This is a genomic window from Streptomyces sp. DG2A-72 (genome assembly GCF_030499575.1).
Lineage (GTDB): Bacteria > Actinomycetota > Actinomycetes > Streptomycetales > Streptomycetaceae > Streptomyces.
Window position 1 is genome coordinate 675,611 of record NZ_JASTLC010000001.1, and the last position, 13,566, is coordinate 689,176.

The window sequence follows — 13,566 nt, forward strand, 5'->3', positions numbered from 1 at the left end:
ACCCTTCCCGCCATGGTCAAGTACGGTGTCGACACGCCCGCTGCGTGCTACGCCTCCAGCATGGGCATCCACGACCGCGCTGCCGCCATTGCCCTGGCCGCTCATTGCCCCTATCCCGAACCCGCCTTCGGCGCCTTCCCCGACTGGCTCAGCCACCTCAGCACCGACGAGCTCACCGCGATCACCGCACCAGACATTGCGGCTCTCCTCATACGCAGCGCCGAACGCCGAAGCCCACGCGCAGCCCACCTGGAGGCCGGCGTGCCGACCTACCCGGGCGAGGTGGGCGAGTCCCTGCCCGGCGTGAATATCAGCGGGTACAGCACCTTCCGGGACACTCGGTTCGGCGGCACCTTCGAGGGCCAGACGCAGGTCGGTCTCGGTGTGCGCGCCCGACTGCCGTTCCGCGTGCTCCAGTTGGCCGACCGGGTCGTGGTCGACGTGGCCCACAGCTGGACGAGCTAGCCCTCGCCCGGCCCGGCATGGACGCCACAGTCCTTGTGTCCCTCGCCGCCCAGCTCAAACCAGCTGCAGGTTCAGCAAGCCAGCTCGAAGGTGTACGCGCATCCAGGCAGCGGCCTCGACAACTACTTCGATGGCACACGCCTGACCTTCGGTGTCGGTCGGGGCCGTCCTCGCCGGGGTGCACCGTCTCGCCGAACGGGGGCTCGGTCCAGGACCCAGGTAACCCGGTTCATCCTTGTCGAGGATGCCCGCCCAGGCGTTCACGTCTCCGTATGTCGTCGTCCAGGTGTGCCAGCAGGCGGCGAGGCCAGCGCCGTGAGCTCAGTCGCATCTTCGAGCGGCACATGGTCGACCTATAGTTGCCCTCATGAGCCGTTGGGAGGAGTTGACTGGGGGGACGTCCGGACAGGACTACGCTGAACGGTTCGCGGCCCTGGCCGGTAGCGGGAAGGATGTGCACGGTGAGGCGCGGTTCTGCGCAGCACTCGTGCCTGCCGGAGCGCGGGTGCTGGACGCCGGGTGCGGTACCGGACGGGTCATGATCCGGCTTGCGGAGCTCGGCTACGACTGCGTCGGAGTGGATCTTGATGCGTCGATGCTGGCAGTGGCGCAGAAACAGGCGCCGGAACTGCCCTGGTTCCAAGTCGATTTGACCGGGTTCGACCCGGACTTGCTCGGCATTTCACCGTACTTCGATCTCGTGATCGCCGCAGGCAACGTTTTCCCGTTGCTCGCCGCTGGCACCGAGGCCACGGCGGTCGAGCGCCTGGCCGCGGCCCTGCGTCCGGGCGGTTTGATCGTCGCCGGTTTCGGCCTGGACGAAGCCCACCTGCCCGTGCCACCCAGCATCACCCTGTCGGAATACGACGACTACTGCGCCGCAGCCGGCCTCACCTTCGTCGACCGCTTCGCCACCTGGGACGCCGACTCTTACGATGGCGGCGGCTATGCCGTCAGCGTCCACCGCCGGTGAGGTTCTGCGGGGCATCTTGGTGGCCTTCGCGGTGCGGGGGTTCTTCGGCAAGCTCGGCCGACACGTCCACACGGTCGTCACTGGGCTCCTGATGTTGCCGCTGTAAGTTGCCGTCCGGCAGCCGCTCCGCCATCGCCTGGATCGACTTGCGGCGCCCGTCCAGCATCAGCCCCCGCAGATAGCAGTCGCCCTTCGCCCGCTGATCCTTGCGCGGCACCGATGCGAACACGTCGGCCACGAAGAACGCCAACGCCGCCCGCATGCGGTTCACTTCATGTGCGTCCACACCCCCAACATGCTCTTGATCAGCACTTATCGGAAGACCTAACGGAGTTCTAATAAGATCCGGACCGGGACCTCCTGGCGCGACCGGCCGGAACGCTACGGGCCATGGCAGACGGTCTACATCCGCTTCCGCCGCTACGCCCTGGACGGCGTGTTCACCCGGGCCCTCCAGCAGATCAGGGGGATCCACCGGCCGGACGAACCGGACGATCACGCCCTCGGCCGATCCCGAGGCGGACTCCGTTTGAAGACGGACCCTAATGCCGCCGGTGCTGGGCAGCCAGCGCCCGAGTTGAACGGCCGCTTTCTGGATGGCGGTGTTCTGCTCAGTGCCGCCTTTGACCGTCTTGTCCAGGGCTCGCGGCGCCACGGTCAGCCCGCTGTCCTGAAGCCTCAGGACATCGCTTTGGAGGGCGAAGAGCAGGCCGGGCCGCACGACGGCAGCGAGAGCGGCAGCGTTGAGTCCCATCGCGACGCGCACGGCCTCGTTCGCGTCCAGCCACCCCATCAGCCCGGTGCGCAGGGTGGCCGGCAGCGCTGCCCGGATGGACGGCTGGAGGGCCATGCCCGCGGCGGGCACCGCTACGGGCAGCGGGCACACGGTGGCGTACTGCTGTTCGTAGCCCTGCACCGCGCGGGTACACACGGGTGCGGTGAATGCCGAGTTGAACAAGCCGCGTTCCTCCCTGCTGAGTTCACGCCCGGCCATCAGCGGCTCCCGTCGACTCCAGTAAAGCCGCCAGCCGCGCGGCGAACTCCAATGACAGCGCCTGGTTGACCAACCTCGACCAGCAGGTCACCGGCTATGAGCGGGTCTTCGGCCCGGTCCGTACGGCTGCTTCCGTGCGGACCCGTGGCGCCGTCGCCGATGCCGCGGACATGGCGGCGAGGGCGGGCTCACCGTCCGGCATCTTCAGCGGCAGCAGTTCGCGAACCGCTCGACCGCGGGCGAGCTGGCCGCGACCGACGCGGCACGGGCGTGCGCGGCACTTCCAGGAGGGGCAGCAACCGGCAGTGGAGGCACCGCAGTTGACGTGAGCCGAGCCTGCGGTGTGCTGAAGTCCTGGGACCGCACGATGAACAGCGACAGCCGGGGTGCGCTGCTCTTCGACCGGTTCTGGCACAAGCTGCGCGCCGCCGTGCCGTCCACGCAGCTCTGGAAGGTCCCGTTCTCACCGGCAGACCCGGTCGGCACCCCGAACACGCTCAACACCGACGCACCGGGCTTCACCACGGCCCTCGCCGACGCCGTGGCGGAGCTGCGCGCGGCGGGCATCCCGCTGGACGCGCGGCTCGGGGACCACCAGTACGTCGTGCGAAAGGGGCAGCGCCTGGCCGTGGGCGGTGGCACCGAGTCCCTGGGCGTGTTGAACAAGATCGAGCCCGTCTGGGACACGGCGAAGGGCGGCTACCGGGACGTCTCCTTCGGCTCCAGCCACATCCAGGCCGTGGGCTGGGACGGCAGCCGCTGTCCGGTGGCCCGCACGCTCCTGACGTACTCCCAGTCCTCGAACCCGAACTCGCCCCACTTCAGCGACCAGACCCGGTTGTTCTCGGGCGAGAAGTGGGTGACCGCGCGGTTCTGCGAGAAGGACATCCTGTCCTCGCCCGCCCTGCGGGTGATGCGGGTGACCGAACACCGGTGACGGCGATGTGGGTCCGTCCCACAGGGGACGGGCCCACAACACGTCCGCTCACACCGGCCGCGTACGTCCCTCCCAGTACGGATCCCGCAACCTCCGCTTGTACAGCTTCCCGTTGGGATCCCGCGGCATCTCCGCGACGAAGTCGACGCTCTTGGGCCGCTTGTAGCCCGCGAGGTGCTCGGCGCAGTGATCGAGGATCGCGGCGGCGAGATCGGGACCGGGTTCATGGCCGGGGGCCGGTTCGACGACGGCCTTGACCTCCTCGCCCCAGTCGTCTTGCGGGATGCCGAAGGCGGCGGCGTCGGCGACGGCGGGGTGGGCGAGCAGCGCGGACTCGATCTCGGCGGGGTAGATGTTGACCCCACCCGAGATGATCATGTCGATCTTGCGGTCGCGGAGGAAGAGATATCCGTCCTCGTCGAGGAGGCCGAGGTCGCCGACGGTGAAGAAGTCGCCGATGCGGTTCCTGCGGGTCTTGCTCTCGTCCTTGTGGTAGGCGAAGCCGCCCGTGGTCATCTTCATGTAGACGGTGCCGAGTTCGCCCGGCGGCAGCCTGGTGCCGTCGTCGTCGAAGATCGCGAGTTCGCTGATGGGCCAGGCCTTGCCGACCGTGCCGGGCTTCTTGAGCCAGTCCTCGGCCGTCGCGAAGGCGCCGCCCCCCTCGCTGGCGGCGTAGTACTCCTCGACACAGTCCCCCCACCAGTCGATCATGGCCCGTTTGACGTGGTCGGGGCAGGGGGCGGCGCCGTGGATGGCGTGCCGCATGGACGACACGTCGTACGACCGCCTTGTGTGGTCCGGCAATGCGAGCAGCCGGTGGAACTGTGTCGGGACCATATGGGTGTGTGTGCACCGGTGGGTGTCGATCAGGCGGAGCATCCCCTCGGGCGTCCACTTGTCCATCAGGACGAGACGGTGACCGATGTGCAGGGACGCGCCCGCGAATTGGAGTACGGCGGTGTGGTAGAGCGGCGAGCAGACGAGGTGCACGTTGTCGTCGAACGGCTGGATGCCGAAGATGCCGAGGAAGCCGCCGAGGTAGGACTCTTCCGGGAGCTTGCCGGGCAGGGGGCGGCGGATGCCGCGGGGGCGGCCGGTGGTGCCCGACGTGTAGTTCATGACCCAGCCGAGGGTGCGGTCAGCAGGTGCGGACTCCGGTTGTCCGTCGAGGAGTTCGGCGTACGGCCGGAAGCTCTCCACCGTCCCGACGGCGTACCGGTGGGAGGGCGGCAGGCCCGCCTCGTCGGCGGCCTGACGCGCGGGGCCGGCGAACCGTTCGTGGGCGAGGAGCACCTTGGCGCCGGAGTCGGCGACGATCCAGGCGATCTCGGGGCCGACGAAGTGGTGGTTGATGGGGACGAGGTAGAACCCGGCCTGGGTGGCGGCCAGATACGCGGTGAAGAACTCGGGACCGTTCGGCAGGACGACCGCGAAGGCGTCGCCGCGTTCCAGTCCGGCCGCGCGCAGGCCGTGCACCAGTTGGTTGGCCGCGGTGTGGAGGCGGCCCGCGGTCCAGGGGTCGCCGTCCGGCGCGATGAGCACTGTACGGCTGGGGTCTTCGGCGGCCTGGGCCCAGAATCCGGTGGTCACGACTGTCCGCTCCTTCCGGCGATGCGGTTGATGCGGTCGACGGCCCGCTCGAAGCCTCGGGTGAGGTCGTCGAAGACGGCCTGGACGCTGCGTTCGCTGGTCATCCGGCCGACGATCTGCCCGACGGGCGTGCCCAGCAGCGGTTCGACCTCGTGCTTCTGAATGCGTGAGACGGCGTCCGCGACGAGCAGCCCCTGCAACGGCATGGGCAGGGTGCCGGGCCCGTCCGGGTCGTCCCAGGCGTCGGTCCAGTCCGTGCGCAACTGGCGCGCGGGCTTCCCGGTCAGGGCACGGGAACGGACGGTGTCACCGGAACCGGCGGCGAGCAGTTTGCGGGTGAGGGCGGCCGAGTGGAGGTCGGCCTCTGTGGTGGTCAGCCATATGGAGCCCAGCCACACGCCCTGCGCCCCGAGCGCCAGAGCGGCCGCCACCTGCTGTCCGCTGCCGATGCCGCCCGCGGCCAGCACCGGCAGCGGGTCGACGGCCTCGACGACCTCGGGTGTGAGGACCATGGAGGCGATCTCGCCGGTGTGGCCGCCCGCCTCGTAGCCCTGCGCCACGACGATGTCGATGCCCCCCTCCTGGTGCTTCCTGGCATGCCGGGCGCTGCCCGCGAGCGCGGCGACGAGGACGTCCCGGTCGTGGGCGCGGGCCACCACGTCGGCGGGCGGGGAACCGAGGGCGTTGGCGAGCAGCTTGATCGGATAGTCGAAGGCGACATCGAGTTGAGCGCGGGCGACCTGCTCCATCCATCCGGTGATGCGCCAGCCGGACGCCTCGCCCTCGGCCGGCTCCGGCACCCCGTACTTGGCGAGGGTGTCCCGCACGAACTGCCGGTGCGTGTCCGGAATCATCGCCTCGACGTCGGCCTCGGTGACACCCTCGACCTTCTTGGCGGGCATGACGACGTCGAGGCCGTACGGCATACCGTCGACGTGTGCCTCGATCCAGTCGAGGTCGCGTTTGAGGTCGTCGGGGGCCGTGTAGCGGACCGCGCCGAGCACTCCGAAGCCGCCGGCCCGGCTGATGGCCGCGGCAACGGCGGGGAACGGCGTGAAGCCGAAAATGGCGTGCTCGACTCCCAGTTTCTTGCTCAGCTCCGTCTGCATGGGCGCAGGATGCCGCAGTCCTCCGGACGACGGAAGGCCTTTTCTGACGTTCCGTCAGATCTTTTCCGGCCGACGCCCGTTGACACCCGACACGCCTGACATGAAAGTTTCACTGCGCAAGGGCAATCCGGAAAGATACTTTCAGATGGCTCAGCGGGAGGTTCGTCGATGACCGAAGAGGCAGTGCCGGGCAGACGGGGCGGACTGACCCGCCGTCAACTGGCCCGACGGACACTGGCCGTGGGCGGGTCGCTGGCCATCGCCCCGTTTCCCGCCGGACCCGCCGAAGCCGCCGTACCCCATGGCCGCCACCCCACCCTGCGGCACGGCTCCCCCGAACGCGCCGGTCTGCTCCCCGCCCACCTGCGTCAACTCGTCACCGACGCGGAGACCTTCCTCGGCCCCTCCCCCAAGTACCCCTGGTACGCGGGCGCCGTGCTGCTCGCCGGGCGTGGCGGCACGGTGGCCCTGCACGAGCCGATCGGCATGGCGGTGCGCTACTCGGCGTACGACGAGAAGACGGACACCGGCGTCGAGTTCCCTGCCGGGCAGCAGCTCGCCATGGCCGAGGACACCGTCTTCGACCTGGCCTCCGTCTCCAAGCTGTTCACCTCGATCCTCGCCGTGCAGCAGATCGAACGGGGCGCCCTGGAACTGGAGGCGAAGGTCGCCTCGTACCTCCCGGAGTTCGGCGCCGCGGGCAAGCAGGACATCACGATCCGCCAACTCCTCACCCACACCTCGGGGTTCCGCTCCTGGATCCCGCTCTACAGCGCACCGACATACGAGGAGAAGCTCCAACTCATCTGGAACGAGGCGCCCCTCAACCCGCCGGGCAGCACCTACCTCTACTCGGACCTCAACCTGATCTCACTCCAGCTGGTCCTGGAGCACGTCACCGGCCGCACCCTCGACACCCTGCTCCGCGAGGAGATCACCGCCCCGCTCGGCATGCGCCGCACCCGCTACAACCCGCCCGCCTCCTGGAAGCCGAAGATCGCGGCGACGGAGGACGCGCGCAAACCCTGGTCGGGGCTGGAGCGAGGCCTGGTGTGGGGCGAGGTGCACGACGAAAACGCCTTCAGCCTCGGCGGAGTCGCGGGCCACGCCGGGGTGTTCTCGAACGCGTGGGATCTCGCGGTCCTCGGTCGGACGCTGCTGGGCGGCGGCGCCTACGGCCGGGCCCGCATCCTCGAACCGGAGTCGGTGGAGCTGATGTTCACCGACTTCAACACCGCCTTCCCCGGCGACGAGCACGGCCTCGGCTTCGAGCTCTACCAGCACTGGTACATGGGCGCGATGGCCACTCCACGCACCGCGGGCCACACCGGTTTCACCGGCACCTCGCTGGTCCTGGATCCGACGACCGACTCCTTCCTCGTCGTACTCGGCAACTCCGTGCATCCCGTGCGCAGTTGGCGATCCGGCTCCGCACCCCGGGTCGCCGCCGCGAACAACATGGCGCGCGCGGTGCCGATCCGCCCGGTGCGCGGACGTACCGCCTGGTTCTCGGGCATGGCGAACAACCCGTCCGCGACACTCGCACTCCCCGCCCTCGACACCACCACAGGCGCCGCACGACTCGGCTGCGTCCTGTGGTGGGACACCGAACCCCGTTCGGACGTCCTCGTCCTGGAATCCACGACCGACGGCGGAGCCACCTGGCAGCCCCTCCCCTTCACCACGACGCGCCACGCCGAGGAGCCGCAGGAGCACCCGGCGGGTTCCGTGACCGGCTGGTCGGGCCGCGTCTGGCACCGCCTCATGGCCGACCTCCCGCCCGCGCGGCAGCTCTCTCTCCGCTGGCGCTACACCACCGACCGGCGGTACGTCGGCCGGGGGGCGTACGTCGACGGAGTGTGCGTGCGGACAGCCCAGGACGTCCTCTTCGACGACGCCCGCCCGGCGGACTCGGCCCGCATCGAGGCGACGGGCTGGACCAGGTCCGCCGACTGACGCCGGCTCAGCCCGGCACGTCCAGGCGCTGCGTCCCCACGACCGACAGCAGCCGCAGCGCCTCCTCGGACGGCGAGCCGGGCGTGGCGGTGTAGATGACGACCCGCTGGTCCAGGTCGGTGATGTCCAGGACATCGCAGTTGACGGTGACGGGGCCGACCAGCGGGTGGTCGAAGGTCTTGACCAGGGTGGGCCGGGCGATCACACAGTGCTCGGCCCAGAGCCGGGCGAACTCCTCGCTTCCGTCGAGGAGTTCCTCGACCAGCCCGGTCACTTCGGGGTCGTCCGGGTAGCGGGCCGCGGCGGCGCGCAGATCGTTGGCCGCGGACGCGGCGAACTCGTCCGCGTCCGAAATGCCGTACAACGACCGTCCGTCATGGTTCGGGCCGAGGAAACCACGCCGGATCAGGTTCCGGTCGCGCCGGGACAGCGCGGAGAAGTCCTCCATCAGGGCGGCCGCCAGGTCGTTCCAGGCGATGACCTCGTACGTCGCCGAGATCACGAACGCCGCGGCCTGCGGTAGCCGGTGCAGCAGGTCGACGATGCTCTGCCGCACCTCCCGCGAGGGACCGGGCCGTGGCGCGGGCAGGGTTCCGGCGAGGTGGTGGAGGTGGTCGCGCTCGGGGTCCGAGAGGCGCAGGGCGCGGGCGATCTGGGCCAGCACCTCGCGGGAGGGGTGCGGGCCGCGGGCCTGCTCCAGCCGCGTGTAGTACTCGGTCGAGATGTACGCCAGCTGCGCCACCTCCTCGCGGCGCAGCCCCGGGGTCCGGCGGCGCGTTCCGGCGGGCAGGCCCACGTCGGCGGGGGTGATGCGCTCGCGCCTGCCGCGCAGGAAATCGGCCAGTTGTCGTCGGTCCACGCCTTCAGTGTGCGGGGGAACCGGGAGCCGCATCCAGGTACCGCCGGTGCCTGGATGCGCTCGGCAGCCGGACGCAGGCTCGACGGTATGACCACCACACAGACCAGCACCATCACGACATCCGGCCTGCTCACCGACAAGGTCGCCTTCATCACCGGCGCCGGTCGCGGCATCGGCGCCGCCGCGGCCCGGCTGTTCGCCCGGGAAGGCGCCCGGGTGCTCCTGGCGGCGCGCACGGAGGCGGAGCTCAAGGCGGTGACCGAGGAGATCCGGGCCGCCGGCGGCACCGCAGACCACGTCCGGTGCGACCTGGCCGACCCTGCGAGCGTCCGGGCCGCGGTCGATCGGGCCGTCGAGCTGTACGGCAGGCTCGACGTGGCCTTCAACAACGGGGCGACGATCCAGCAACCCGGCCCGTTGGACCAGCTGGCGGAGGCCGACTTCGACCACGTCTTCGCGGTCAACCTCAAGGGTCCCTGGCTGGCCATGAACGCGGAGATCGCCGCCATCCGGGCCACCGCCAAGACCGGGGCGATCGTCAACACATCCAGCGTCGGCAGCCTGCGGGCCAACCCGATACTGCCCGCGTATGGCGCGGCGAAGCGGGCCGTCAACAGCCTGACCGCGTCGGCGGCCGCCACCTATGGTCCGGAAGGCATTCGCGTCAACGCCATCGCGCCCGGCACGACGCTGACCGCGATGATCGACGCGTGGGAGACGAACACCCCTGGCGTCGTCGACCAGCTCAACGCGCAGACCCCGCTGGGCCGCTCCGCCGACCCGGACGAGATCGCGCAGGCCGCGGCGTGGCTGCTGAGCGACCGGGCCTCCTACGTCACGGGCGCGGTACTGCCGGTGGACGGCGGCATGCTGGCCTGAACCGGTCAGCCGACCGGGCTCTCCAGCACCGCCATCGCCGCGTTGTGCCCGGGCACCCCGCTCACCCCTCCCCCGCGCACCGCGCCCGCCCCGCACAGCAGCACATTGGCGTGCGGGGTCTCCACGCCCCAGCGGCCGGTGCCGTCCTGGGCGTACGGCCAGGCGAGTTCGCGGTGGAAGATGTTGCCGCCGGGCAACCGCAGGTCCCGCTCCAGGTCGAGCGGGGTCTTCGCCTCGATGCAGGGCCGCCCTTCCTCGTCCGTCGCCAGACAGTCGGCGAGCGGTTCGGCCAGGTGGGCGTCCAGCTGGGCCAGCGTCGACTTCAGCAGTTCGTCGCGTACGGCTTCGTTGTCCCCTGCGAACAGCCGGGCCGGCGTGTGCAGGCCGAACAGGGTGAGCGTCTGGTAGCCGCGGTCGACGAGTTCCGGCCCGAGGATGGTCGGGTCGGTGAGCGAGTGGCAGTAGATCTCGGAGGGCGGGGCGGCGGGCAGCTCACCGGCGGCGGCCTGGGCATGCGCGGCGGCCAGTTGCTCGTAGCCCTCGGCGATGTGGAAGGTGCCGGAGAACGCCTCCCGCGGATCGACGGAGCTGTCGCGGAGCTTCGGCAGCCTCTTGAGCAGCATGTTCACCTTGAGCTGGGCGCCCTCGGCGGGGGCGGGCGGCTGGTCGCCGGTGAGGGCGGCGAGCGCTTGAGGTGAGGCGTTCACCAGGACGTGCCGGGCGACGGCGACGCCTTCGCCGTCGGCCGTCCGGTAGGTGATCTCGGCGGTACGGCCGTCCGTGGCGATCCGTTCCACCTCGTGGCCGGTGGCGAGGACGGCGCCCGCGTGCCGTGCCGCGGCGGCCAGGGCGTCGGTGAGGGCACCCATGCCGCCGACGGGTACGTCCCAGGCGCCCGTGCCGCCGCCGATCACGTGGTAGAGGAAGCAGCGGTTCTGCCGCAGCGAGGCGTCGTGGGCGTCGGCGAAGGTCCCGATCAGGGCGTCGGTGAGGACGACGCCCCGGACCAGGTCGTCGGTGAAGCGGTCCTCGATCGCGACACCGACGGGTTCCTCGAAGAGGGTGCGCCAGGCCTCCTCGTCGTCGACGCGGCGGCGCAGTTCGTCGCGGGTGGGCAGCGGTCCGGTGAGGGTCGGGAAGACCCGCTCGGCGACGCGGCCGGTCATGCCGTAGAACCGCTGCCAGGCCTGGTACTCGGTCTCGCCGCCGGTGAGCCGGGCAAAGGCCTCCCGGGTGCGCCGCTCGCCGCCGCCGACGAGGAGTCCCGTGGGCCGGCCGTCCCGCTCCACGGGCGTGTACGACGAGATGGTGCGCCCGCGTACCCGGAAGTCCAGCCCCAGATCCCGCACGATCTTCTTCGGCAACAGGCTGACCAGGTACGAATAGCGCGACAGCCGGGCGTCGACGCCCGCGAACGGGCGGGTGGACACGGCGGCGCCCCCGGTGTGGTCCAGCCGCTCCAGCACCAGCACGGAGCGTCCGGCGCGGGCCAGGTAGGCGGCGGCGACGAGCCCGTTGTGGCCGCCGCCGACGATGACGGCGTCGTAGGTGCGGTGCGTGCCGGGTCCTTCGTGTGCGGTCATGGTTCTTGTTAACACGTGGTGATCGAGGTCAGCCAGGGGAACCTCGAGGCCCGCCGCTCACCCCCAGAACTGCTTCATGACGTCCGAGAACCGGTCCACGAGATAGGCGCGGTGCACGGGGTCGTTGGCATCGAGCCGTTTCTTCGGATACCGGTGTTCGAGGAAATATGCGATGCCCATCTTGCGCAGTTCCTCACGGGTGAACCCGGCGGTGGAGATGTGGGCGATCCGCTTGCCGCTCGCCGCCGCCTGCGCGTTGATGTGGGCGGGCACCACGAAGTGATGTGGGGCGATCAGCAGGATCGCCTCCTTGGCGTACTGGAGAGCCACCGCGAGGAGAACTTCCCACCATCGGCCCCAGTCGAGTTCGGGCCCCTGCACCCCGGGCAGCCGCAGGCTGTGCAGATCGAGGTTCAGCAGGGTCGCATGCTGCGGCATCCTGCTGGTCAGGTCGTCCCCGAGCTGGTTGCGGATCTCCTCCATGGTGAGCACCCAGCCGTTGAAGTTCGCCCGCCCGTGGATGTCCCACGCGCTCACTTTGACCGGCTCCCCGTACCGGTTCTTGTAATCCCTCTGCGGCAAGTCCAGCCTCTTGCCGCAGAACCATTCGGCCACCAGTGTCGGTTCGGGCTCGGTTCCCGCCAGTATGTATTCCATCATGTGAGAAGGATCGCTGAGGTCGCCCGACTCATAGGCGTCGGAGAGCCAGACCATGGGCTCGGCGTGGTCGGCAACGAATCTCTGAGACCGCCGCTCCTGCCGTACGTACAGCTTGGGCTGCCCTTTGTAGTGGCTGCGCAGCGTTCGCCGGAAATCCAAACCGTTGTGCAACGCACCCTGGAATTCCATGCTTTTCATCTGCCGGTCGTCCTGTGTCCTGGCCAAGTCGAAGGCCTTGCGCCGCACCTCCTCCAGGAACTCGTCCGTGGGCGGCCAGGTCGACGACTCCCAGCCCTGCGGCCATCTGTTCAGTCTGGGACTCGGCGCGGGTGGCGGGGTCGACGGGCCGAGGTCGACGGTCTCCAGGGGCAGCAGGTCCGCGGACAGCCCCGAGGCCTCCTCGTCCCACTCCGCCCGCGTGGCCCCCAGCACTTCGAAAAACTGCTCGTACTGCCCGCAGTTGCGGGCCACGAAGACCGGGCCCCGATGGTTGCGGGGTGTGGTCGTGGCGAGTTCGAACAGGGTCTCCCGGGTGCTTCTGATACGGCCGATCCGCTCCACCCGCACCTGGTCGTGATAGCCGAGCAGACTCCGGTAGACGCGTTCTTTGAACGGCTTGTTGAAACAGGCCTGGCATGCGGTGAGGATCGCTTCGAAGCTCGGCGAGATCCGCTGTTCCTCCTCCAGGAGTTTGGTCAGCACCTGGGAGAAGACCTGGTAGTGCCGTATAGAGAGTTTGAGGTCGGTCGCCTCCTCGCTCAGCTGGTGGATGAGTTCCAGCAAGGCCTCATGTTTGTCGAAAGTGTGCGCCCGGTTCTCCTTCCGGTATTCCTCGTATCGCTGGACCAAGCGGGGAATGTGGTCCAGATAGCGCAGGAGAATCGGCAGGCTCGGCTGCCGGATGTCGTACTGGGCGTCGGGAAGCGACGGGCCGCCCTCGATGGTCAGCGCCGGCTGGGTGAGCAGGCGCCGCACGGCGGCCACATGGGTCGCGTTGCAGACGAACAGGATGCGGCGGTACCGCGGATACAGCGCCTGGAGCCGTGCCGCCATGTGCAGTTCCCGCCAGGTGTCCACGGGTTCGAAGCGGGACGGCGGGCGAGCCAGTCGCTCGGCGATCAGCGCGAGGTACCACTCGGCGCCATGCTCCAGGGCGAGTCCGTCGTCGGGCCACTCCTCGTCCGCCATGCAGAAGCGGTCCAGGAGGTGTCCCGGGGCCATCTCCTGGTCGACGAGGGCCAGCGGGATGTCCCGTTCGGTCGCGATCCGTACCGCCTCGACCATGCCGTCGGCGGGGGTCACCGGGAAGACCTCGTGCTGGTCACTGTCACGCACCCGCGAGACGACCAAAGACACGCGGGGGATCGCCTTCACTGCCTGGAGCATGGGGCCCCGCACGGACTCGGGCAGCCCGACCGCGACGAGGTCCTGCCGTCCGAGCCCGAGTTCGTGCACCGCCCGCTGGACCTGAACGGCGAAGGTGAGGTGGTGGCGCACGACGGGCACGATGCAGACCTCGCCCTGTCGGATGTACGGCAGGCTCATGGGCGTGTCCCCCTCA

10 protein-coding genes and 3 pseudogenes are annotated in these 13,566 nt (G+C 69.7%); 6 read left to right on the top strand and 7 right to left on the bottom strand.

The features are described from left to right. Positions 1 to 12 precede the first annotated feature (12 nt). Together QQY66_RS03535 and QQY66_RS03540 are read left to right on the top strand one after the other, a co-directional pair. Positions 13 to 465 carry a hypothetical protein gene (locus QQY66_RS03535; protein WP_301977543.1) on the top strand — a complete coding sequence of 151 codons (453 nt, stop codon included), beginning with the start codon at positions 13 to 15 and terminating at the stop codon, positions 463 to 465. Between the two features lie 367 nt (positions 466 to 832). Beyond that, positions 833 to 1,438 (top strand): bifunctional 2-polyprenyl-6-hydroxyphenol methylase/3-demethylubiquinol 3-O-methyltransferase UbiG, encoded by a 606-nt coding sequence (locus tag QQY66_RS03540; protein WP_062711941.1) that lies wholly within the window; start codon positions 833 to 835, stop codon positions 1,436 to 1,438. Here the strand turns inward: QQY66_RS03540 and QQY66_RS50215 are convergent. After that, positions 1,419 to 1,724: a transposase gene (locus QQY66_RS50215; protein ID WP_367667073.1), complete on the bottom strand. Its 306-nt coding sequence runs from the start codon at positions 1,722 to 1,724 to the stop codon at positions 1,419 to 1,421. The two genes, QQY66_RS03540 and QQY66_RS50215, sit on opposite strands and share 20 nt — an antisense overlap. A gap of 48 nt (positions 1,725 to 1,772) precedes the next feature. On the opposite strand from QQY66_RS50215, the pseudogene QQY66_RS03550 reads away from it, so the two are divergent. Then, a pseudogene (locus tag QQY66_RS03550) lies at positions 1,773 to 1,964 on the top strand (transposase); the annotation flags it as partial. 84 nt (positions 1,965 to 2,048) lie between these two features. On the opposite strand, the pseudogene QQY66_RS03555 reads toward QQY66_RS03550, so the two are convergent. Then, positions 2,049 to 2,432, bottom strand: a pseudogene (locus QQY66_RS03555) (three component ABC system middle component); the annotation flags it as partial. A 38-nt stretch (positions 2,433 to 2,470) separates the two neighbouring features. Here QQY66_RS03555 and QQY66_RS03560 point away from each other — a divergent pair. Then, positions 2,471 to 3,369, top strand: a pseudogene (locus QQY66_RS03560) (penicillin acylase family protein); the annotation flags it as partial. Positions 3,370 to 3,417: 48 nt separating this feature from the next. Here QQY66_RS03560 and QQY66_RS03565 read toward each other — a convergent pair. Beyond that, positions 3,418 to 4,959: an acyl-CoA synthetase gene (locus QQY66_RS03565; RefSeq protein ID WP_301977544.1), complete on the bottom strand. Its 1,542-nt coding sequence runs from the start codon at positions 4,957 to 4,959 to the stop codon at positions 3,418 to 3,420. After that, entirely contained in the window at positions 4,956 to 6,068 is a 1,113-nt protein-coding gene (locus tag QQY66_RS03570; protein WP_301977545.1) for a nitronate monooxygenase family protein, read from the bottom strand. The genes QQY66_RS03565 and QQY66_RS03570 overlap by 4 nt, the downstream gene beginning before the upstream one ends. A 168-nt stretch (positions 6,069 to 6,236) precedes the next feature. Between QQY66_RS03570 and QQY66_RS03575 the strand changes: the two genes are divergently transcribed. Next, positions 6,237 to 8,024 carry a serine hydrolase gene (locus QQY66_RS03575; protein WP_301977546.1) on the top strand — a complete coding sequence of 596 codons (1,788 nt, stop codon included), beginning with the start codon at positions 6,237 to 6,239 and terminating at the stop codon, positions 8,022 to 8,024. 7 nt (positions 8,025 to 8,031) lie between these two features. Here the strand turns inward: QQY66_RS03575 and QQY66_RS03580 are convergent, their stop codons facing one another. Beyond that, complete coding sequence (locus QQY66_RS03580; protein WP_301977547.1) at positions 8,032 to 8,883, bottom strand: helix-turn-helix transcriptional regulator; 852 nt, start codon at positions 8,881 to 8,883, stop codon at positions 8,032 to 8,034. Between the two features lie 87 nt (positions 8,884 to 8,970). On the opposite strand from QQY66_RS03580, the gene QQY66_RS03585 reads away from it, so the two are divergent. Then, positions 8,971 to 9,762, top strand: coding sequence for an SDR family NAD(P)-dependent oxidoreductase (locus tag QQY66_RS03585; RefSeq protein WP_301977548.1), 792 nt, complete (start codon positions 8,971 to 8,973; stop codon positions 9,760 to 9,762). A gap of 5 nt (positions 9,763 to 9,767) precedes the next feature. Here QQY66_RS03585 and QQY66_RS03590 read toward each other — a convergent pair whose 3' ends face one another. After that, positions 9,768 to 11,345, bottom strand: coding sequence for an NAD(P)/FAD-dependent oxidoreductase (locus QQY66_RS03590; RefSeq protein ID WP_301977549.1), 1,578 nt, complete (start codon positions 11,343 to 11,345; stop codon positions 9,768 to 9,770). 57 nt (positions 11,346 to 11,402) lie between these two features. Beyond that, entirely contained in the window at positions 11,403 to 13,550 is a 2,148-nt protein-coding gene (locus QQY66_RS03595; RefSeq protein ID WP_301977550.1) for a hypothetical protein, read from the bottom strand. Positions 13,551 to 13,566: the final 16 nt, after the last annotated feature.